25 protein-coding genes and 2 pseudogenes are annotated in these 16,957 nt (G+C 52.9%); 16 read left to right on the top strand and 11 right to left on the bottom strand.

The features are described from left to right. Positions 1–1,713, bottom strand: a complete 1,713-nt coding sequence (pilB, locus tag B2589_RS02615; protein ID WP_286815519.1) for a type IV-A pilus assembly ATPase PilB — start codon at positions 1,711–1,713, stop codon at positions 1–3. Between the two features lie 366 nt (positions 1,714–2,079). Between pilB and B2589_RS02610 the strand changes: the two genes are divergently transcribed. Continuing rightward, positions 2,080–2,565, top strand: a complete 486-nt coding sequence (locus B2589_RS02610; RefSeq protein ID WP_286815518.1) for a pilin — start codon at positions 2,080–2,082, stop codon at positions 2,563–2,565. Positions 2,566–2,593: 28 nt separating this feature from the next. Further along, a complete protein-coding gene (locus B2589_RS02605; RefSeq protein ID WP_286815517.1) occupies positions 2,594–4,162 on the top strand; it encodes an O-antigen ligase family protein in 1,569 nt (522 codons plus the stop codon). Between the two features lie 259 nt (positions 4,163–4,421). Here the strand turns inward: B2589_RS02605 and B2589_RS02600 are convergent, their stop codons facing one another. Beyond that, the gene (locus B2589_RS02600) at positions 4,422–4,970 is read right to left on the bottom strand and encodes a hypothetical protein (RefSeq protein ID WP_286815516.1); all 549 of its coding nucleotides are present in this window, start codon (positions 4,968–4,970) and stop codon (positions 4,422–4,424) included. Continuing rightward, complete coding sequence (locus tag B2589_RS02595) at positions 4,954–5,388, bottom strand: transposase (RefSeq protein ID WP_286815515.1); 435 nt, start codon at positions 5,386–5,388, stop codon at positions 4,954–4,956. Before B2589_RS02595 ends, B2589_RS02600 begins: the two co-directional genes overlap by 17 nt. A 145-nt stretch (positions 5,389–5,533) precedes the next feature. On the opposite strand from B2589_RS02595, the pseudogene B2589_RS02590 reads away from it, so the two are divergent. The 5 genes and pseudogenes from B2589_RS02590 to B2589_RS02570 all read left to right on the top strand — a co-directional run bounded on the left by B2589_RS02590 (position 5,534) and on the right by B2589_RS02570 (position 7,215). Continuing rightward, positions 5,534–5,886 (top strand): annotated as a pseudogene (locus B2589_RS02590) (type II toxin-antitoxin system RelE/ParE family toxin). Between the two features lies 1 nt (position 5,887). Beyond that, positions 5,888–6,190, top strand: a complete 303-nt coding sequence (locus B2589_RS02585) for a helix-turn-helix domain-containing protein (RefSeq protein ID WP_286815514.1) — start codon at positions 5,888–5,890, stop codon at positions 6,188–6,190. Positions 6,191–6,450: 260 nt separating this feature from the next. Then, positions 6,451–6,651, top strand: a pseudogene (locus B2589_RS02580) (type II toxin-antitoxin system RelE/ParE family toxin); the annotation flags it as partial. Between the two features lie 7 nt (positions 6,652–6,658). Continuing rightward, a complete protein-coding gene (locus B2589_RS02575; protein WP_058341431.1) occupies positions 6,659–6,979 on the top strand; it encodes an addiction module antidote protein in 321 nt (106 codons plus the stop codon). Further along, positions 6,976–7,215 carry a helix-turn-helix domain-containing protein gene (locus B2589_RS02570; protein ID WP_058341276.1) on the top strand — a complete coding sequence of 80 codons (240 nt, stop codon included), beginning with the start codon at positions 6,976–6,978 and terminating at the stop codon, positions 7,213–7,215. Before B2589_RS02575 ends, B2589_RS02570 begins: the two co-directional genes overlap by 4 nt. Here the strand turns inward: B2589_RS02570 and B2589_RS02565 are convergent, their stop codons facing one another. From B2589_RS02565 to B2589_RS02555, 3 genes are all read right to left on the bottom strand, one after another. Further along, positions 7,216–7,590: a helix-turn-helix domain-containing protein gene (locus tag B2589_RS02565; protein ID WP_286815513.1), complete on the bottom strand. Its 375-nt coding sequence runs from the start codon at positions 7,588–7,590 to the stop codon at positions 7,216–7,218. Further along, positions 7,587–7,844: a type II toxin-antitoxin system RelE family toxin gene (locus tag B2589_RS02560; RefSeq protein WP_286815512.1), complete on the bottom strand. Its 258-nt coding sequence runs from the start codon at positions 7,842–7,844 to the stop codon at positions 7,587–7,589. Before B2589_RS02560 ends, B2589_RS02565 begins: the two co-directional genes overlap by 4 nt. A 118-nt stretch (positions 7,845–7,962) precedes the next feature. After that, positions 7,963–8,244, bottom strand: coding sequence for a pyrimidine/purine nucleoside phosphorylase (locus tag B2589_RS02555; RefSeq protein WP_286815511.1), 282 nt, complete (start codon positions 8,242–8,244; stop codon positions 7,963–7,965). 80 nt (positions 8,245–8,324) lie between these two features. On the opposite strand from B2589_RS02555, the gene B2589_RS02550 reads away from it, so the two are divergent. The 5 genes from B2589_RS02550 (at position 8,325) to B2589_RS02530 (ending at position 10,216) form a co-directional block, all read left to right on the top strand. Next, the gene (locus tag B2589_RS02550; protein WP_286815510.1) at positions 8,325–8,930 is read left to right on the top strand and encodes an alpha-ketoglutarate-dependent dioxygenase AlkB family protein; all 606 of its coding nucleotides are present in this window, start codon (positions 8,325–8,327) and stop codon (positions 8,928–8,930) included. A gap of 93 nt (positions 8,931–9,023) precedes the next feature. Next, positions 9,024–9,269 carry a type II toxin-antitoxin system CcdA family antitoxin gene (locus B2589_RS02545; RefSeq protein WP_011786109.1) on the top strand — a complete coding sequence of 82 codons (246 nt, stop codon included), beginning with the start codon at positions 9,024–9,026 and terminating at the stop codon, positions 9,267–9,269. Then, the gene (locus B2589_RS02540) at positions 9,269–9,568 is read left to right on the top strand and encodes a CcdB family protein (RefSeq protein ID WP_286815509.1); all 300 of its coding nucleotides are present in this window, start codon (positions 9,269–9,271) and stop codon (positions 9,566–9,568) included. Before B2589_RS02545 ends, B2589_RS02540 begins: the two co-directional genes overlap by 1 nt. 112 nt (positions 9,569–9,680) lie before the next feature. Next, complete coding sequence (locus B2589_RS02535; RefSeq protein WP_058341272.1) at positions 9,681–9,917, top strand: type II toxin-antitoxin system ParD family antitoxin; 237 nt, start codon at positions 9,681–9,683, stop codon at positions 9,915–9,917. Beyond that, the gene (locus B2589_RS02530) at positions 9,917–10,216 is read left to right on the top strand and encodes a type II toxin-antitoxin system RelE/ParE family toxin (RefSeq protein WP_286815508.1); all 300 of its coding nucleotides are present in this window, start codon (positions 9,917–9,919) and stop codon (positions 10,214–10,216) included. Before B2589_RS02535 ends, B2589_RS02530 begins: the two co-directional genes overlap by 1 nt. Before the next feature lie 68 nt (positions 10,217–10,284). Here B2589_RS02530 and B2589_RS02525 read toward each other — a convergent pair whose 3' ends face one another. The 3 genes from B2589_RS02525 to B2589_RS02515 all read right to left on the bottom strand — a co-directional run bounded on the left by B2589_RS02525 (position 10,285) and on the right by B2589_RS02515 (position 11,600). Beyond that, positions 10,285–10,626 carry a type II toxin-antitoxin system HicB family antitoxin gene (locus tag B2589_RS02525; RefSeq protein ID WP_058341270.1) on the bottom strand — a complete coding sequence of 114 codons (342 nt, stop codon included), beginning with the start codon at positions 10,624–10,626 and terminating at the stop codon, positions 10,285–10,287. Further along, positions 10,623–10,874, bottom strand: a complete 252-nt coding sequence (locus tag B2589_RS02520; protein WP_286815507.1) for a type II toxin-antitoxin system HicA family toxin — start codon at positions 10,872–10,874, stop codon at positions 10,623–10,625. Before B2589_RS02520 ends, B2589_RS02525 begins: the two co-directional genes overlap by 4 nt. A 129-nt stretch (positions 10,875–11,003) precedes the next feature. Further along, entirely contained in the window at positions 11,004–11,600 is a 597-nt protein-coding gene (locus tag B2589_RS02515) for a c-type cytochrome (protein WP_286815506.1), read from the bottom strand. A 234-nt stretch (positions 11,601–11,834) separates the two neighbouring features. Here B2589_RS02515 and B2589_RS02510 point away from each other — a divergent pair, with 234 nt between their 5' ends. Further along, positions 11,835–13,196 (top strand): MBL fold metallo-hydrolase, encoded by a 1,362-nt coding sequence (locus B2589_RS02510; RefSeq protein WP_286815505.1) that lies wholly within the window; start codon positions 11,835–11,837, stop codon positions 13,194–13,196. Between the two features lie 22 nt (positions 13,197–13,218). On the opposite strand, the gene B2589_RS02505 is transcribed toward B2589_RS02510, so the two are convergent. Together B2589_RS02505 and B2589_RS02500 are read right to left on the bottom strand one after the other, a co-directional pair. Further along, positions 13,219–13,473 carry a type II toxin-antitoxin system ParD family antitoxin gene (locus B2589_RS02505; protein ID WP_286815504.1) on the bottom strand — a complete coding sequence of 85 codons (255 nt, stop codon included), beginning with the start codon at positions 13,471–13,473 and terminating at the stop codon, positions 13,219–13,221. A 58-nt stretch (positions 13,474–13,531) separates the two neighbouring features. Beyond that, a complete protein-coding gene (locus tag B2589_RS02500) occupies positions 13,532–14,203 on the bottom strand; it encodes a transposase (RefSeq protein ID WP_286815503.1) in 672 nt (223 codons plus the stop codon). Between the two features lie 241 nt (positions 14,204–14,444). Between B2589_RS02500 and B2589_RS02495 the strand changes: the two genes are divergently transcribed. The 3 genes from B2589_RS02495 to cysQ all read left to right on the top strand — a co-directional run bounded on the left by B2589_RS02495 (position 14,445) and on the right by cysQ (position 16,915). Next, positions 14,445–14,783 (top strand): helix-turn-helix domain-containing protein, encoded by a 339-nt coding sequence (locus B2589_RS02495; RefSeq protein ID WP_199455915.1) that lies wholly within the window; start codon positions 14,445–14,447, stop codon positions 14,781–14,783. Then, positions 14,692–16,029, top strand: coding sequence for a type II toxin-antitoxin system HipA family toxin (locus tag B2589_RS02490; protein ID WP_286815502.1), 1,338 nt, complete (start codon positions 14,692–14,694; stop codon positions 16,027–16,029). The genes B2589_RS02495 and B2589_RS02490 overlap by 92 nt, the downstream gene beginning before the upstream one ends. A gap of 118 nt (positions 16,030–16,147) precedes the next feature. Continuing rightward, positions 16,148–16,915 carry a 3'(2'),5'-bisphosphate nucleotidase CysQ gene (gene cysQ / locus B2589_RS02485; protein WP_286815501.1) on the top strand — a complete coding sequence of 256 codons (768 nt, stop codon included), beginning with the start codon at positions 16,148–16,150 and terminating at the stop codon, positions 16,913–16,915. The last annotated feature ends 42 nt before the right edge of the window (positions 16,916–16,957 follow it).

Raw genomic sequence — 16,957 nt, 5'->3', positions numbered from 1 at the left:
TTAATCCTTCGTCACGCGGTTGGCTTCCTCAAGGCTGGTCACCCCCTGAATTACCTTCAGAAGGGCGGACTGCCGTAGTGTGCGGAAGCCTTCCGCCTGAGCCTGCTTTGCTATTTTTATGGAACTGGCTTCTTCCATAATCATGTTGGCCAGCTCGTCTGTAATCTTGACCACCTCGTAAATACCAACGCGGCCTTTGTATCCCCCATTGCATTTATCACAGCCCTTGGGGCGGTACAACGTGAAGCCTGTATCAATTTGTTCTTGTGTGAACCCTTCCTGCAAAAGCACATCCGCCGGAATATCCGCGGGCTGTTTGCAGCCATTACACAACCGCCGACCCAAACGCTGGGCAATGATCAGGCTAACCGAGGTGGCGATGTTGAACGCCGGCACGCCCATGTTCATCATCCGGGTCAGGGTTTCCGCTGCGCTGTTGGTATGCAGGGTGGACAGTACAAGGTGGCCGGTTTGAGCCGCCTTGATGGCAATGTTGGCGGTTTCCAGGTCCCGGATCTCACCCACCATGATCACGTCCGGGTCTTGCCGCAGGAAGGCCCGAAGCGCCTCCGCAAACCCCAGACCCACCTTGTTGTTAACGTTTACCTGGTTTATGCCTTCCAGGTTGATCTCCGCCGGGTCTTCGGCCGTGGAAATGTTGCGTTCGGTGGTGTTCAGAATGTTCAGGCCGGTATACAGGGAAACGGTTTTACCGGAACCGGTCGGTCCGGTAACCAGGATCATGCCCTGAGGCTGTTCCAGTGCATCCAGGTAGAGCTGCTTCTGGTCTTCTTCATAACCCAGTACATCAATGCCCAACTTGGCCTGGCTGGGGTCCAGAATCCGCAACACAATCTTCTCGCCCCACAGCGTGGGCAGGGTGTTAACCCGGAAGTCGATGGCCTTGGTTTTGGACAGCTTCATCTTGATCCGGCCATCCTGGGGCACCCGGCGCTCGGAGATATCCAGCTGCGCCATAATCTTCACCCGGGCAGAAATCTTAGGTGCCAGCTTGATGGACGGGCGGGAAATCTCTTTCAGAATGCCGTCGGTACGGTATCGAACACGGTAGGACTTTTCGTAAGGCTCAAAGTGCACATCCGATGCGCCGCCGCGAATGGCATCCAGCAGCATCTTATTCACATACTTTACGATGGGCGCGTCATCCACCTCGGCAGTGACGGCCTTTTCGTCTTCCTGATCACCGCCTTCAGTCTCCACTCCTTCCAAATCGGCGTCTTCCAGGTCGCCCATGGTGGAGTCGTGGCTCTCCAGGTATTTATCGATGGCGGTACGCAGCTTGGCGTCGTCCACCAGAATCGAGTCTGTGCTCAAGCCGGTGTTGAACTTGATTTCGTCCAGTGCTTGCAGGTTGGTGGGGTCTGAAATAGCCACAAACAACCGGTTGCCACGCTTATAAAGGGGCAGGGCGTTATGTTTGCGGATGAGCTTCTCGTCGACCGTTTTCTCCGGCAGCATTTCCGGGGCAAAGGCGTCCAGGTCCAGTACCGACACACCAAACTCCATGGCGGCAGAAAACGCCAGCCTGCGGCTGTCGGCCAGGTCGTTCTGGGTGAGGTAGGTGATCAGCGGAATACGGTTCTTGGAGGCCTGAAGAAAGGCATCCTTCGCCACGTCTTCATCCAGAAGCCCGTCTTCCACAAATCGACGGGCCAGGCCCGTCAGCGTCACGTTTCGGTTGCTGCTCGCCATAAATGCTCTGAGGAAAGTCTTATAAGTGGCTGAATCTCGGATTTATGAACCAGAGTTTAGATGGATGGTACGGCTTTGGAAAGCGGGGTGTGTCTCAGGTTTGATCTTTCTCAAGGACGTGTAAGGAAAAGTGGCGTGTCTGGGATTGTCAATTTTAGGGTGACGAAAATTGTCACCTGTGGACGGTGGGCGGCACACGTTTTTTGCCATGGGAGGGTGTTGACTGGCGTTTCTTGATTTAAGTCACTGTATGAACGCTGTTTTTTAACATTTTCTTGCATTTGGCATGGGGCCTGCTTAAGTTACATCACGCTCAGCGCGGAAACGGGGCAAAGCTCCACCGCCCCGGAGCTGGATAAACGAAAAATGACAACTCTTGAGGTTGATAACATGCAAAAGATTCAGATGAACAAAGGTCAGCAGGGTTTTACTCTGATCGAACTGATGATCGTTGTGGCGATTATTGGTATTTTGGCGGCGATTGCTATTCCGCAGTATCAGGACTACACAGCGAAGTCTCAGGTTGCAGCTGGCTTGGCCGAGGTGTCGCCTGGTAAAACAGCCTATGAACTTGCCATTAACAATGGAGACGATCTGGGTCAGAATGCTCTTTCAGTTTTAGGCCTTAAAGACTCTGATCGTTGCACGGTAACTTCAGCGGCATACACTGCAGGTACGACAACGCTGCCCATTGATGGTGCTATTGTTTGTACTCTTGAAGGGAACCCAAACGTTGCGAACGCCAAGATTAATCTGAACAGGCTCTCAGACGGCAGCTGGGAGTGCGCTATTTCTAATCGCCCGACAACCTGGAAAAGTTCTTATACGCCGACCGGATGTGACGAAAGCTAAAAGAAGCGTGAGTGCAAGTGTCTTTTGAGTGAGTTATAAAGAATGCCCGGTTGACGAACCGGGTATTTTTATTTTGGTTCTCCAATTTTCTGCGAGTGTTATATCAATGATGCTAATGAATCTTGGGCGTCTTTGTATCCTCGGGCTGCTTTTTCTAGCTTTAGGTTTTTCGCTGTTCTCAGAGTATCTTCCCTTCGTTTACAATGGATACGACGCTCAACGGATTGTTCTTGTAATTTTTCTATTTTTTATCAGTTTGTTTACTTGCTTTTATTTGATGTATTGGTTTTCTTTGGAGAGGTTTTTTTCTGTTCTTGTTCTGTTTTTTGCTTTTTTGATTTTTGGTTGGGTAGGTGGTAATGCCATCTCTGGGTGGTCTGAGCCAGCTATGTATGCTTTTTATTTCTTGGGTTTTTTTGTTGTTGGAAATTTGTTGGCTAACGTTGGGTTTTATGAATTCTATGTCAGGGCTCTTGTTTTAGTTGCAGCTATTGGAGTTCTTTTTTATGGGCTTATGGCAGTTAACGTATATCTCTTTGTGATTCTTGATCGTGTAAAAAGTTTTTCAGAATTTTTGCCTTGGGGTTTTGTCAATGTTAGGCATTGGGGGCACCTGGCAACTTGGTTGCTTCCCATTATGCCTCTATCAGTTCTGTGTTTTTCGCTGAATAAAAATAAATTATGGTTAAGTTTAGTTTATACAGGTGCTGCTTTGTGGTGGTGGTTGGTATTTATGTCGTCAGCAAGAGGCACATTGTTAGCCCTGCTTTTGTCTTCGATTATTTGTTTGGCTATATTTTATAAGTCTTCTTTTTCATACTTCAAAGTGTTTTTTTGCCAAGCCTTTTTTGGGGTGGTAGTGTGGTTCTTCTTGTCGCTTGTTATCCCTACCTTGGTTTACGATTCATATGCCTTTGACGGTGGGGCGGTACGAGGTATCCGAACTGATAATACTGACAGATTGGTCCAGATTCGAGAGTCTTGGGCTATGAGTCTCGAGAAGTTCCCTCTAGGTTTGGGTGTTCAGTCTTGGATTACGCACGATATAATAACCGACGAATATAAAAAATTTGTAAAATTTGCGCATCCTCACAATATGTATTTAATGTGGGCTGCGGAATATGGTTGGGGGATTATTGTTGCATTATCTGTTGTATTGTTTCACGGGGTTTTTCAGTTTTTTAGGGCAAAGTCAAGATTTAATGGAAAGTATAATGGTTCTATTATGGTCGGGCTGACTTTGTCGGTGAGTGCGGCTCTAGTACATGCTGGTGTATCGTCAGTTTTTATAGCTCCGGCATCTATGCTAGTTGGTTTTCTAGTGCTATCGGGTTTTTGGGGGGGCATTAATTTTGAAACTAGAGCTAAAGTTGGCATAGAGAAATTAGGCATAATGGTTGTTAAAGGTATTTTTGTTCGCGTTTTTTGTGTTTTTCTCGCAATTTTCTCTATCCTCTGGATTTTTGATGTCTTTACTTATCACTATCTCATGAAGCAAGATTATGATTTCTATGTTGAGGAGGTTGGGTATAACATTAAACCTCGATTTTGGGAGCACGGCTTTTTCCCTAGGCATCCGAGTTTGATGCCACAATAGTGTGATTTGTGATCATGGTGGATCATGGGCACATGGTGGATCATGGGCAGGCACTAGCCTGACCAGACCCCCAAAGGCCCGGCGGTTTCGACCCCGGGCCTTTGTCGTTTCTGGCCGTTTGTTTACTGCGTCTAATTCGGGGTTATGGCAAAGCAGCGCCAGCAACTCGCGGCGAATCCTGGAAATTCCTGGATTCTAGGCGAGTGAAGTGCTCGGCAGGTCCGCCGATAGTTAAATTTGAGAAAGAAGGGGAGGGAGCCTAAGCCGCTTGTCGTCGCCGCCCAGGATTTCGATAATCCTGATAGCTACCTTCAAAGGCAGTCGCCCGGTGGCACCACCGTTCCGGGTCCAGATTCAGCCGTTCCAGAATCGGCAGCGCGTTTTCGTCAATACAGCCGCGTTTGTCGCTCCGGCTGATGCGCCCGGTGCAATCCACCAGTTCCAGGTAATCTTCAAAGCTGAATGGGATCCCGCGCTGGAAGCCGTTTCGAATCACGCCTTCAAAACCCAGCAGTGGTTTTAGCGGCACCGCAAAATCATTCAGTGCCTGCTGTTCCGTTTGCCGTGCAATAGCTTCCGCCAGATCAAAGGTAGGATGAATGCGTTCTTTGATGCTGGTGTGGTCGGAAGTCTCCGGTGTCTCTGCCATGGCGGCGCGGATGGGATTCAGGTCGACATAGGCCATGCAGGAGAGAAGGGCCTCTTCGGTGTCCAGCGCCTGGGATTTGAATCGACTCTCCCAGAAGTGACCGGTGCACTCATCTTCCCGGTTGGCTTGCCTCGCAATTGGTTCATTCAGGCATTTCATAAACCAGCTCAAATCCGCCAACCGCTGCCGGAAGGTTTCCGAGTACTCCTCCACTCGCCGAAGCTCTGCAGCACACAACTCGTCGCCCCGATGATATCGCTGTACCAGTGGTGGCCCTTTGTAAAGGCTGCTCCGGCTCTACCAGCACCCCATCCATGCTCCACGGCTCCACCTCATCCGGGCTGAGCTTCACCACCAGGTGGTAGTGATTCGACATCACCGCATAAGCGGCAACATCTACCGCGAACACAGATGCCAGAAGCCGGATTCGCTCTTCAATCCAGCCCCGCCGGTGCTCATAACAGCGCCCGGTGGCGCGGTCCTGCCCGCACAGGAATGTGCGGCGCACGCAGCGTGAGATCACGTGGTAGAAGGGGGTATCTGAAACGCTGACCAGTTCCGCTCTGGCTTTGGGCATGGTGAAGTCCTTGTCTTCCGTGACTGTTGACAGTGTTTGATTATTGTACAAGTATACAGCTGTATAAATATACAGCAAGGGGGGGTGGCCTGGATGTGTATAAATTGCAATGAATATAGCTTTAAAGCTATAGTTAGGGGCGGCTATGTGGGAAATTGAAACAACTTGTCGGTTCGATGATTGGTACTTTTCACTTGGCGAGGTGGATAGGGAAAATGTTCTGGCGGCAATACTCGTTTTAGAGAGAAAGGCCCAATGTTATCCCGGCCGCACGCCGACAGCGTTTATGGATCTGTGCACAGCAATATGAAAGAACTGCGGGTGCAAAGTAAAGGCAGGCCCATTCGGGCATTCTTTGCATTCGATCCTGCCCGTACAGGCATAATTCTCTGTGCTGGTGAGAAGACAGGGAAAGACAAGCGGTTTTATGATGAGATGATTCCACTGGCAGATCGAGAATTTAGCGCCCATTTGGAAATGCTCAAGGGAGGAATCTGATATGGCAAGTTCTTTGGACACACTGCTGGCTAACGAAAAGCCGGAAGTTGTCAGGCAGGCGCAGCTAAAGGCTGATCGCATACTTATGGAGATTCGTCTCAGCGAGGTGCGTGCATTATTGCAGAAAACCCAGAAGGATCTGGCGGAGGCCATGGGTGTGACCCAGCCTACGATTGCGAATATGGAAAAGGCTGGTAAAGACTTGAAGCTATCATCTATTAAGCGATACGTGGAGAGTGCGGGAGCGAAAGTCCGTTTGGATATTGAGCTTCCTGATGGGACTCATCTGGCCATTCCTCTGTAAAAGCACGGGCAGTGGTAGTTGATGATCATAGACAGGCACAAGCCAATTCCCGGAGCAGGCTCCGGGCACGCGGTATGCAATCATGGCCCCAATCTTGCTCAATACCTCGCAGGAACCGTCCAGGGAGACACCGCAATGCCAACCCCCACCAAGTAGCCCCCCCCTTGGACAGGCACTAGCCCCCCGGCACTAGCCCCCCACTCTCTGTTGTCCATTTCTTTTGCCTTGCATTGTTGTAGTTTAAGAACTACAGTTGACTCATGCTAGAAGTCAAGCAAACGGACACATATCGAAAGTGGGAGCGCAAACTCCGTGACCAGCGTGGCAAGGCGTTGATTGCAGCGCGTATATTTCGGCTGGCCAATGGTTTGCCAGGGGATGTAAAGCCGGTAGGGCAGGGTGTCTGCGAGCTGCGCATTCATCATGGCCCCGGGTATCGGGTCTACTTCAAGCAGAGTGGGAGGCGTCATGAGCGACAAGATTTACGATTACGATCCAGCAGCGGCGCTGGATAGTGAGGACGCGATTGCGGTTTTTCTCGCCGATGCCCTGGAGACCGGTGATACGGCTTACATCGCCAAAGCCATGGGTGTGGTGGCTCGGGCGAAGGGGATGACAGAACTGGCCCGTGAAACGGGGCTTTCCCGTGAGCAGCTGTATCGATCATTTAGCGAGCAGGGCAACCCTACCCTGAAAACCATGCTCACAGTGACCCGCGCCCTGGGTGTGGACTTGACTGCCCGTGCTCATCGGGAGCCGGCGAATGATCATGGACAGGCACTAGCCTGACCCAACTCGGCGAATACGAAGAGCTGTGTCGCACTGACAGTAGAGAGCTCCCGCCGGAAGAAATCCGGAATATTCGCAGCCAGACCCGTATGAGTCAGGCTGTGTTTGCTGCCATTCTTAACGTGAGTGTTTCAACCGTTCAGAAGTGGGAGACGGGTGAGAAAAAGCCTGCCGGAGCATCACTGAAATTGTTGAACCTTGTGAGAAGAAAGGGCATCGAGATTTTGTATTTATAACTAAGCTAAATCGTCCATCCCAACATCAAGCGCCTCGGCCAGGGCTTTCAGAACTTTGGTGGACGCAGTTTTGCCAGTGTTCTCAATCTGGCTGATGTATGACTTGCCAACTCCGGCCGCCTTGCCAAGGGCTTCTTGGGTCAGCCCGCGGTATTCTCGCCAGATCTTCACAGGGTGTTCTTTCCCGGTTATCAGGCGTTCGGCAATGTCTCCCGGAACGGTTTCATCCTCGCCTGTAGCCAGCTCCTTCATTGCAGCGCTGGCGTCTGCAGCATCCTGCGCATCTTCAGCAAGTGCCAGCAGCTCGAGATACTCGTTGTAGGGAACCACGGCATATTCTGGTTTGCCTTCTCGTTCAATAATTTGAGCACTCATTTGTAAACGTCTCCTCTTGCGCCTATCTTCAGCACCAGTACCACCAATTCACCGTTATCAATACGGCATATTGCCCGATAACTCCCTTGCCTCAGCCTCCAGAAGGGCTGGCCTTTCATTGGTTTCCAGTCGCCTTCATAGGTATATGGGGCTTGAGCCATATTTGTAAGCTCCTGATGCATTTTTAACGCCTTTGTTTTAGGCATTTTTTGCAGGGCTTTCAGGGCTGACTTTTTGTAGGTTAGTTTGTACATCAGGCGAGTTTACTTTTGAGTTTACTGGGGGTCAACAATTGCGAGCTTTTACACTCCGGCTTTGGGGGCGCGGACAGGCACTAGCCTGCCAAATAACCGGGTCAGACCCCCGGCGACCTTATTCGTAAGTGCAGAAGTAAGCCGTATCCACCTCAGCCTTCACCTTAAAACTGGTATTCGCGGCCACCTCAAAAGCCTTTCCGGCATCGTATCGAACCCAGTTCTCACTGCCCGGCAGCTGAACCGTCAGCGCACCACTGACAACCGTCATCACTTCCTTTTGGCTGGTACCGAACTCATAATCACCCGGGCTGATGACGCCCACGGTGGCAGGTAGTGTCTCGCCCTGGAAGGCGATGGATTTTACGTTGCCGTCGAAGTACTCGTTTACACTCAGCATGGCCGTGATTCCTTATAAATTGGGCGGCTAATATACTGCAAGATCCCGTGGACAGGCACTTGTTAATTAACGAGGGCATTATGGATCTCTTTGACCAATTCACCCCGCCAGAAAACCTGCTGCCATACGATGGTGATGTCCGCTATCACGGGGTAGTGATGGGGCAAGGGCAGGCGGATGATTTCTTCCGGCGTTTGCTGGAGGAAATCCCCTGGGCCCACGACGAGCTGGTGATGTTCGGCCGCCCGGTAGTCACCCGTCGCAAGGTGGCCTGGTATGGCGACCAGCCGTTTGCCTATACCTATTCAAGGGCCACCAAGCAGGCGCTGCCCTGGGTTCCGGTGCTGGCGGAGTTGAAAGCGCTGGTCGAGCAGCACAGTGGCGAGCGCTATAACTCCTGCCTGCTCAACCTTTATCACAATGGCGAGGAGACAATGGGTTGGCACAGTGATGACGAGGCCGAACTGGAAAAGCACGGCACGATTGCCTCGTTAAGTCTCGGGGCGCCCCGGCGGTTTGTATTCCGGCACAAGCAGAGCAAGGATCAAATAAAGCTAATGCTGGAACACGGTAGCTTGCTGGTGATGAAAGGCACTACCCAGGCCTTCTGGCAGCACAGCCTCCCGGCGACAAAGGCGGTGCAAACGCCGCGGATAAATCTGACGTTTCGGACTATGGTGGTGTAGCGGGGTCAGACCCCCGATACATTGTCTGTTCACTGTTGATGCCCAATAGCCATGCGCATATACTGATTCAAATACTGTTCGAGGGGGCATGCCATGCGAACTACTGAAGTTGCGAAATCCGTACGTAAACCGACGAATCTGTCGCTGGATAGCGCTCTTCTTAAAGAGGCAAAATCCCTTGGAATCAATGTCTCGCGGTCTGCAGAGGCAGGAATTGCGGAAGCAGTCAAACTTCATAAGCGGAGCAAATGGCTTAACGAGAATGCCGAGGCGATTGAAAGCTCGAATGCCTACGTTGAAGCCAACGGCTTGCCTCTTGCGCGACATCGGCAGTTCTGATGTCCCGTTTCGATATTTTTGAAAATGAAGAAGGAGCAGGGTACCTGCTGGATGTACAGTCCGACCTTCTCAGTGGCTTGAACACACGAGTAGTCGTGCCGTTACTGCCCAAATCGTCGGCGCCATTCCCTGCGCAGAGGCTCAATCCGGTGTTCAGCATCAACGACATGGAAGTCGTCATGGCTACTCAATATATAGCCGCTGTACCGGAAACTGAGTTGCGCTTTTGCTCCGGTAGCCTTGCTGAGCTGCAGGATGAGATTGTCGCAGCACTGGATATGCTGTTTTTGGGCTTTTGAGGGCTGATCAAGGACAGGCACGGGCCTGACCGGCACTCGCCTGACCATGGATTGAATTGTTATGCCACCTGGACCAAAATATACCAATTATTGGTACTGTCGAGGTGGCACCATGAAAAACACCAGCATCACTCTAGGCCAGCATTTTGATACGTTCATTGCAGAACAGCTCAAAAATGGCCGATACAGCTCTACCAGCGAAGTCGTTCGTGCTGCATTGCGCCTGCTTGAAGAGTCTGAAGCACGCCTGACTAGACTTCGTAAACTGCTCAAGGAAGGCGAGGACAGTGGTTTCGAAGACTACTCCTATGACTCGTTTATTCGTGAATTGGACAACGAAGAACGCTGATGCCAGGTTTCAAGCTTTCCAGGAAGGCCAAAGCTGACCTCAAATCTATTGCCCTATACACGGAGCGTGAATGGGGCCGGGATCAACGAAACCACTATATTCTTCAGTTTGATCAATGCTTCCACCTTCTGGGTGAGAATCCAAACCTGGGGCAGGCCTGCGATGAGATAAGTCCAGGCTACCGGCAGTACCCTCAGGGAAGCCACATCATATTCTATCGGTTTGCCACCGACCATGTTGTTGAAATTATCCGCATCCTACACAAGCGCATGCTGCCTGGTGTGCATCTGATTTGGTGATCATGGACAGACACGGACCTGCATCCCAGGTACATTCCACCCCACCAAATGTACCGGACTGTGGGGCTTCAAGGGTGGTGCTCCAGATACTCGCTGAGAGCGTTGCGAGTGAGATCGTTCAGAGAGATGCTTTGGCGCCGGGCAGCGACGCTCGCCGCCAAGTGTAAATCGTGGCCAACTCGGACATTAAATGAACCCTTGCAGGGTATTTCAGGTTTTATGTTCTGGTCTTCGCAAGTGTTCAGATAGTCGTCAACCGCTTCCTGAAAGGCTTTCTCAAGCTCTGCGACTGTTTCTCCTTCATAATTAACCAGTGCTCGAATGAACTGCAATTTTCCAAACAGGCAGTTATCTTCCGTGCTCACTTCAATCGAGCCGTAGTAGCCTCTATATTTCAGCATGCTGCTCATTGAATCAGCCCTCCGGATTTAAGGTTCTCGATTATCTGGCGCCTCGCATAAGCTCTTAGCTCATTGCCTGGATGCGGTTTGTGAAGGTTAATCAGCGCTTTTGGGTCTCCGTTGTAGAACTTGACACGACTGCCTTGCCCTTCAATTTGCCGATAGCCGAGACTTTTTAGAAGCGTTGCTAGTTCCTGCCAGGTAAACGTCGATTGCTTATTCAGTAGTTTCGCCAGTAGCTTTCCTTGCTTTGACATCAGTAGGGCTCCCTTTATTGCGACTAACTTTAGTTGCTTTCGTGGGTTTTGTCCAGATGGCCTATGAAGAGCACCCCGGATACATTCCACCCCACCAAATGTACCGGGGGTCTGACCCCCACCCCAAAATCACAAGGTAGTCAAAAACGCCGCCAGCTCCTCAACATCTCCGGTCGTTAACGGGGCGGCAATCCCAATCATCGGTGAGCTCTGCACCGCGGGGTCCATTTCTTTGAAGCGCTTCAGGGCGATCTTGATGTATTCCGACGGTTGGCCAGCCAGGCGCGGCATATCGCGGAAGCCTTCGGCATCTTTGCCGTGGCAGGCGGAGCACTTGGTCTGGAACTTGGCGCGGCCGGCGTCTACCAGTGCGGGGGCAGGGCTGGTGCGAGGTTTGGCTTCTTGCTGTGAGTAGTACACGGCAATGTTAATGCGATCTTCCACAGTGAGAACTTTTGCCAGATTGCTCATCACATAGTCTTCGCGCTGGCCGTTGCCGAACTTTTCGAATTGTTCGAACAGGTAGAGCGGGTGCTGGTCTGCCAGGTTCGGGATGTAGTCACGCTTGCTGTTGCCGTCTTTCCCGTGGCAGGAGCCGCAAAACAGAATGCGCTCCTGGCCCGCCGCATAGGCCGCTTCGCGGCGGGCATCATCGGCCATAATCGTTTCCAGCTCTGCCATGGCCTGGTAAATCGACTGAGAAAACGCCACCGGCGCCGTCATCATTCCGGCCACCACCAACCCACCCAAACACAACTTCCGCAGCATCTCGCACCCTACTATCTGAAAATTGTGCCAAGAATATAGACATGCCCGCAGGCCATTCTTGCCAAAGATCAAGAAAAACCGACTTGGGGGTCAGACCCCCGATACATTTCACCCCGCAAAATGTTTTTGGGTCTGACCCGCAGTACGGGGTAAGCTGGAAATATCATTCGGCAGACAAGGACATACACGCCTATGAAACTTCGCTTCCTTGGTGGTACTGGCACCGTAACGGGCTCCCGTTATTTGCTTTCAGATGACTCCCATCGCCTGTTGGTCGACTGCGGCATGTATCAGGGCGTGAAAACTCTGCGGCGGCGGAACTGGGCGAAGTTTCCGGTGGATCCTTCCACCATTGATGCGGTGGTGCTCACCCATGGGCACATTGACCACTCCGGGTACCTGCCGGCGCTGGTGAAGAACGGGTTCAAGGGCAAGATATACTGCACCAAGGCCACCCATGAGCTCTGCAAAGTGCTGCTGCCGGATGCAGGTTTCCTGCAGGAAGAGGATGCCAAGTACGCGTTTCGGAAGAAGTTTTCCAAACACGAACACCCGGAGCCGCTGTTTACCGAGAAGGATGCCTGGGAAGCGCTCAAGCACTTCGAATCCCTGCATTACCACGAGAAATTCGAGCCGGTGAAAGGCTTTGAAGTTACCTTCACTCCAGCCGGGCACATTCTGGGCTCGTCGTGCGTGCATGTTCACCACAAAGGTGCGGACCGTACCGTGGTGTTCAGTGGCGATGTGGGCCGGCAGGATGACATCATCATGCGCCCGCCGGAGCCGTTACAGAAGGCGGATGTGCTGGTGTGCGAATCCACTTACGGCGACCGCACCCATGGTGAGTCTGATCCGGAGCGGGATTTGGCGGAGATTATCACCAAGACGGCCGGGCGTGGCGGTATCACGCTGATGCCCGCGTTCGCTGTGGGTCGTGCGCAGATGTTGCTATATGTGGTGCACAAACTGATGGGCGAGGGAAAAATTCCCAAACTGCCGGTGTACCTGAACAGCCCCATGGCCATCAAAGCCACGGAAATCTTCATCAAGCACCATAAAGAGCACAAACTGAACCATGCCCAGTGCGAACTGATTGATGATAAAACCCAGTTCGTGCGCACGGTGGAAGAATCCATCGAGCTGGATGCCGCCCGCTACCCCTGCATCATCATCTCTGCCAGCGGCATGGCCAGCGGCGGTCGTGTGCTGCATCACCTGAAAACCCTGTTGCCGAACCCGCGCAACAGTGTCGTCTTCGCCGGCTTCCAGGCCCCCGGAACCCGTGGCGATGCGCTGGTAAACGGCGCCGAAGACGTGAAAATCCACGGCGAATACTGGCCCGTGAAAGCCGAAATCCACAACCTGAATTCCATGAGTGCCCACGGCGACTACAATGAAATCCTCGCCTGGCTGGAGCAGGGCCACCTGAAACCCGAGCGCGTGTACGTTACCCACGGCGAAATGGTCGCCAGCGATACCATGCGCAAGCGCATCACGGAGAAATTTGGCTGGCATGCGGAGGTGCCGGAGTTGTTTGAGGAGGTGGAGATTTGACGCGGCAGGCTGCAAAACGCAGCTAAACCCAATCCTCTCGCTCCATGGCTAGCTTTTTAGCAACAGCTCTCAGCTCATCCATAGAGCGTGTTCCCGGCCCGCTGGCAATGCCGGCGGTAACGAGAGCCTGCAGTTCTTCAACCTTACGCAATCTGTCCTGATCCTTGCGAATCAGATCCCTCACGTAATCGCTGGTATTCGAATAGCGCCCGGATTGCGCTTGCAGCTCCGCCCAGTGTTTCATGGCTTCGGGCAGGGAAATGTTCATGGTTGCCATAAATAAGCCCTCCTGACGGTAAATTATGGCAAAGATTGCCAGTCGAGGCACGTATGAATCAAATCCAGGAAACCCGCTCCCGCCGAAACCCCACCGGCGCCGTCCCGATACCCGCAGCATCCCCATACCGCTCCTTCATACGCTCCTGGAATCCCTCAGAACCCAGCGCCAGCCCGGCAATCGCGGAATAGCGAATCTGGTCTTCCACCGCCTCCGCCATCGGGCTGGCGACAAAATTGCGATAACTCGCCAGCCGCTGATCGGCATCCGGCTGCAATTCCAGGTAACAAGGGTGGGGCACATGAAAGCGCGAACCGCTGCCGTAGGCATGGCACAGGTAGCTGGACCACTGGTATTCGCCGGCGTAATCCACCATGCCCGCCTTCACCGGGTTCAGTTCAATGTAGCGCTGGCATTGAAGGAAATACTCCTCGGTATCCACCAGGCAAGACTTGAAACGCCCCTCCCACAAGCCACCGGTGCGCTCGTACCGGGCGTTGTAATACTGCGCGTAAGACTGCCCGATCGACTTCATAAAAGCCGACAGCCCGTCATCAGTCTTCGGCGTTACCAGCAGGTGAGTGTGGTTGGTCATGAACACCCACGCGTGAATATCTACCTCGAACTTCTCCTGGTAGCGCGTGAGATACATCGAATAGGTGGCGAAATCAGACAAATCCTGAAAACAAACCTGCCGGTTATTGCCCCGCTGAATCACATGCTGGGGCATCCCGGCCGGACAAATCCTTGGTCGGCGGGGCATCACACATTCCTTGTGGATTAATTTGAAAGCGCAACAATCTGCCCCAGCTGCGCCAAAATTTCAACCCCGGGTCAGACCCAGAATACATTTCACCTCACAAAATGTACTGGGGGTCTGACCCCGTTTTGAAAGCTGGCGGGTTGCAATTTCACCATAATGAGTTATTAATTACTCATAAAGGTTTAACATGAGTTTTTAATAAATCACTATGTCGAAAATAAGTAGCAGGCCATATTCCAGATACAATCGAACAGCCCTCGAGCTGCTCGCTACGTCCATCCGAAGTGAGCGCCTCCGGCAAAAACTGACAGCACAGGAGCTGGCAGAGCGGGCGGGCATATCTCGAAGCATGCTTCAGCGTATCGAAAAAGCAGACCCAGCCTGCGCCATTGGTGCGGTGTTCGAGGTGGCTACGATTCTTTCGATCCCTCTTTTTGAGGAGGATCCTGCAGCGCTTGGAAGGGCTCTGGCCACTGCAAAACAGACGCTGGCCTTGCTGCCAAAGTCGGCAAGAAAACCAAGGCCGGAAGTGGATGATGATTTCTGATAACGAAGCGTATGTCTGGATCTGGCTGCCCGGTCAGGTTGAGCCGGTTGTGGCGGGCCGGCTGGAAGCGGAGAACGGTCGGCTCAGCTTCACATACGGTAAGAGTTACTTGAGCCGAATTGAGCAAACGCCGGCAGCCATTCCGATCTATGAACCGGAGCTACCATTGGGCAGGGGCGTAATCCAGCCGCCTGAAGGGTTGGAAATGCCCGGTTGCATTCGGGATGCTGCGCCCGATGCCTGGGGCAGAAGGGTGATCATTAACAAGTGCCTTGGTCTGAAGGGCGCAGGTATAGATCCCGCACAGCTGGATGAAATAACCTACCTGCTCGAATCCGGCTCCGACCGAATCGGAGCTCTGGATTTTCAGCGTTCGCCGACAAACTACGAGGCGCGAGCTGCAAAAAATGCCACCCTTGAAGAATTGCTAGCATCGGCCGACCGGGTTGAAAAAGGAATTCCGCTAACGCCGGAGTTGGACCAGGCGTTGTTCCACGGTAGTTCCATCGGTGGCGCCCGGCCCAAGGCACTGATTGAAGACGGCGGAAAAAAATACATCGCCAAATTCTCCTCAACTACCGACATCTACAACGTAGTCAAAGCCGAATACATCGCCATGCGTTTGGCAGCCATAGCGGGGCTAAGTGTCGCGCCGGTGCGGCTGACCTCCGTGGCCAATCGGGATATCCTACTGATCGAGCGCTTCGACCGGGAGCACACAGCCAAAGGCTGGGCCAGAAAAGCCGTGGTATCGGCGCTCACCATTCTGGGCCTGGACGATATGATGGCGCGCTATGCCAGTTACGAAGACTTCGCTGAAATCATACGGCACCGGTTCGCAAACCCCATTGAAGCCCTTCGAGAACTCTTTACCCGTCTGGTATTCAACGTCTTGTGCGGCAACACGGATGACCACGCCAGAAACCATGCAGCCTTCTGGGATGGTCGGCAACTTCAACTCACCCCGGTTTACGACATTTGCCCCCAAGGCAGAACAGGCAACGAAGCCTCTCAGGCCATGCTGATTGCGGGCCAAAACAATCTGAGCCAGCTGGCTACCTGCCTGAAGGCTGCGCCTTCATTTCTGTTATCCCCATCAGAAGCCGAAGACATCTTCGACCACCTGATCAGCACCATAAACACCCACTGGGCCGACGTGTGCGACGAAGCAGCGCTGAGCACCATAGATGCAAACCTCCTGTGGCAACGCCAATTTCTGAACCCCTTCTCCCTGCAGCGTTCCTGAAGTCCGGGTCATGAAGTCCGGGTCAGACCCAGAATACATTTCACCTCACAAAATGTACTGGGGGTCTGACCCCCAAAGTTTGTTAACATGGAGGAAAACGGTCAGGCAGGATGCAATCATGCACTATAGCTCCATACTTCCGGATGTGATCAGGCTGGCGGATGAGGCCAGTGAGAAGGTGCTTCACATCTACGAGTCCGATTTCAAGGTGCGGTACAAGGAAGACAACTCGCCGATTACCGCGGCGGATGAGGCGGCTCACGAGATCATCTATAAGGGCCTGCGCAACATCAGCCGGGACATTCCGATTCTTTCGGAAGAAGGCACGGAGGTTCCCTGGGAAGAGCGCAAAAGCTGGCGCCGGTTCTGGCTGATCGACCCGATTGACGGCACCAAGGATTTCACCCAGCGCAGCGGCGAGTTCACCGTCAATATCGCCATGATCGAAGACGGCGTGCCGGTGATGGGCGTGGTTACGGCACCTGCTCTGAAAGAAGCCTTCTGGGGGATCAAAGGCGAAGGCGCCCACATGCGCGACCGCACTGGTCGGGTACACAGAATCCGCGTGGCGGAACCTCGGGAAACCCTGCGGGTAGTCGCCAGCAAAAATCACCTGAACGACGAAACCCGCGCCTTCATCGACACACTCGGCCCCCACGAAACCGTGCAGGCCGGCAGCTCCCTGAAATTCTGCCGCATCGCCGAGGGCCATGCCGACATATACCCACGCATGGGCCCCACGAGTGAATGGGACACCGCAGCGGCCCACGCCATCCTTATTGCGGCTGGTGGCCAGGTGCAGACTGTGGATGGTAAGCCGTTGGTGTATGGCAAGGAAGATATTCTGAACCCGCACTTTATTGCGGCCGGCGGGTGGTATTTTTAACGAGCGGGTCAGACCCCCGGTACTGAAGTGACCCCCGAAAGT

Source organism: Marinobacter sp. UBA3607 (assembly GCF_002375525.1).
GTDB classification, from domain to species: Bacteria; Pseudomonadota; Gammaproteobacteria; order Pseudomonadales; family Oleiphilaceae; genus Marinobacter; species Marinobacter vinifirmus.
Note: the sequence above shows the minus strand (reverse complement) of the source record. Positions and strands in the feature narration are given on the sequence as shown.

What these genes read in the sequence shown, in the direction of transcription:
- pilB (WP_286815519.1), bottom strand. Translation starts at nt 1,713, where the DNA reads ATGGCGAGCAGCAACCGAAACGTGACGCTGACGGGCCTGGCCCGTCGA.
- B2589_RS02610 (WP_286815518.1), top strand. Translation starts at nt 2,080, where the DNA reads ATGACAACTCTTGAGGTTGATAACATGCAAAAGATTCAGATGAACAAA.
- B2589_RS02600 (WP_286815516.1), bottom strand. Translation starts at nt 4,970, where the DNA reads ATGAAATGCCTGAATGAACCAATTGCGAGGCAAGCCAACCGGGAAGAT.
- B2589_RS02595 (WP_286815515.1), bottom strand. Translation starts at nt 5,388, where the DNA reads ATGCCCAAAGCCAGAGCGGAACTGGTCAGCGTTTCAGATACCCCCTTC.
- B2589_RS02585 (WP_286815514.1), top strand. Translation starts at nt 5,888, where the DNA reads ATGGCAAGTTCTTTGGACACACTGCTGGCTAACGAAAAGCCGGAAGTT.
- B2589_RS02575 (WP_058341431.1), top strand. Translation starts at nt 6,659, where the DNA reads ATGAGCGACAAGATTTACGATTACGATCCAGCAGCGGCGCTGGATAGT.
- B2589_RS02565 (WP_286815513.1), bottom strand. Translation starts at nt 7,590, where the DNA reads ATGAGTGCTCAAATTATTGAACGAGAAGGCAAACCAGAATATGCCGTG.
- B2589_RS02560 (WP_286815512.1), bottom strand. Translation starts at nt 7,844, where the DNA reads ATGTACAAACTAACCTACAAAAAGTCAGCCCTGAAAGCCCTGCAAAAA.
- B2589_RS02555 (WP_286815511.1), bottom strand. Translation starts at nt 8,244, where the DNA reads ATGCTGAGTGTAAACGAGTACTTCGACGGCAACGTAAAATCCATCGCC.
- B2589_RS02550 (WP_286815510.1), top strand. Translation starts at nt 8,325, where the DNA reads ATGGATCTCTTTGACCAATTCACCCCGCCAGAAAACCTGCTGCCATAC.
- B2589_RS02545 (WP_011786109.1), top strand. Translation starts at nt 9,024, where the DNA reads ATGCGAACTACTGAAGTTGCGAAATCCGTACGTAAACCGACGAATCTG.
- B2589_RS02540 (WP_286815509.1), top strand. Translation starts at nt 9,269, where the DNA reads ATGTCCCGTTTCGATATTTTTGAAAATGAAGAAGGAGCAGGGTACCTG.
- B2589_RS02535 (WP_058341272.1), top strand. Translation starts at nt 9,681, where the DNA reads ATGAAAAACACCAGCATCACTCTAGGCCAGCATTTTGATACGTTCATT.
- B2589_RS02530 (WP_286815508.1), top strand. Translation starts at nt 9,917, where the DNA reads ATGCCAGGTTTCAAGCTTTCCAGGAAGGCCAAAGCTGACCTCAAATCT.
- B2589_RS02525 (WP_058341270.1), bottom strand. Translation starts at nt 10,626, where the DNA reads ATGAGCAGCATGCTGAAATATAGAGGCTACTACGGCTCGATTGAAGTG.
- B2589_RS02520 (WP_286815507.1), bottom strand. Translation starts at nt 10,874, where the DNA reads ATGTCAAAGCAAGGAAAGCTACTGGCGAAACTACTGAATAAGCAATCG.
- B2589_RS02515 (WP_286815506.1), bottom strand. Translation starts at nt 11,600, where the DNA reads ATGATGACGGCGCCGGTGGCGTTTTCTCAGTCGATTTACCAGGCCATG.
- B2589_RS02510 (WP_286815505.1), top strand. Translation starts at nt 11,835, where the DNA reads ATGAAACTTCGCTTCCTTGGTGGTACTGGCACCGTAACGGGCTCCCGT.
- B2589_RS02505 (WP_286815504.1), bottom strand. Translation starts at nt 13,473, where the DNA reads ATGGCAACCATGAACATTTCCCTGCCCGAAGCCATGAAACACTGGGCG.
- B2589_RS02500 (WP_286815503.1), bottom strand. Translation starts at nt 14,203, where the DNA reads ATGCCCCAGCATGTGATTCAGCGGGGCAATAACCGGCAGGTTTGTTTT.
- B2589_RS02495 (WP_199455915.1), top strand. Translation starts at nt 14,445, where the DNA reads ATGTCGAAAATAAGTAGCAGGCCATATTCCAGATACAATCGAACAGCC.
- cysQ (WP_286815501.1), top strand. Translation starts at nt 16,148, where the DNA reads ATGCACTATAGCTCCATACTTCCGGATGTGATCAGGCTGGCGGATGAG.